The organism is Bradyrhizobium australafricanum, from assembly GCF_020329495.1.
GTDB classification, from domain to species: domain Bacteria; phylum Pseudomonadota; class Alphaproteobacteria; order Rhizobiales; family Xanthobacteraceae; genus Bradyrhizobium; species Bradyrhizobium australafricanum.
The window spans coordinates 1-812 of record NZ_JAGKJL010000191.1 but is presented as its reverse complement, the minus strand read 5'-3'; the positions used below and the strand labels follow the sequence as shown (position 1 = coordinate 812).

1 pseudogene is annotated in these 812 nt (G+C 59.0%); it reads right to left on the bottom strand.

Features of this window, described 5'->3' with window-relative positions:
* A pseudogene (locus J6525_RS46490) lies at nucleotides 1–281 on the bottom strand (hypothetical protein); the annotation flags it as partial.
* Nucleotides 282–812: the final 531 nt, after the last annotated feature.

The window sequence follows — 812 nt, the reverse complement described above, 5'->3', positions numbered from 1 at the left end:
CGCTTCTCCGTCTTACCGGGCTTGGGGATATAGACCCGCCGAATGTTCGGCGCCCGATATCCCTGGCGATGGATGGATTGGAGCATTGGCCCCATCCAGTCCTCGAAGCTCTCCTTCGCCGCCTCCACCGTCTGTCCGTCCACCCCGGCGGCGGAGCGCTTCGGAATCTGTAATAGATTCTTTTGCACTCGGTCGCGCGTGATGTGATGGGCCAACGAGGTGAAGCGAAGATTTGGCTCGCGTCGAGCTTTCACTGCTATTTGTTCAAGTTTCGTTTCCATGGTCAGCTGATCTTCTCTTAGAATAGAAGGCCGTGACTCCCGTTGAATGGAGCCCATGTCGCCCAAGAACAATCCAACTACCGCTGACCGCTTCCCCATGTGGCCGGCTCTCCCGTCCTCGGAGTACTATCGGTCAGTCTGACTTCCACCCGGTCGTCAGACCCTTCTCACCTCAGCGGCTTGGCAGGTCTTACAAAGCTTGCGCTTGAACCGGATGGATCTCCCTTGTTCACGCTGCTTCCTTTGATTGCATGCTGGCGGTACGAACCCCGGGAGCTCCTCTGACCGCTCGCGTTGTCGCGGCCCGCGGTTCCGCCTTCCCCTTTGAGAGACAGGGTCGGCTACTCCGATCACGTTCGATTTCGGGGCTATTTTCCCGTTCACTTCATTCCGGCCTACAACCTCCCTGTCTACGCTTCGCAACGGCCGTTACCGGACGCCACGCAAGACTCGGTTCGCGGCTGCTCGCTAGGCTTTGCCGCGGCCGTCATCTCAGACGGCAGACTTCAACGCGCTTGCAAGGCGCAACTC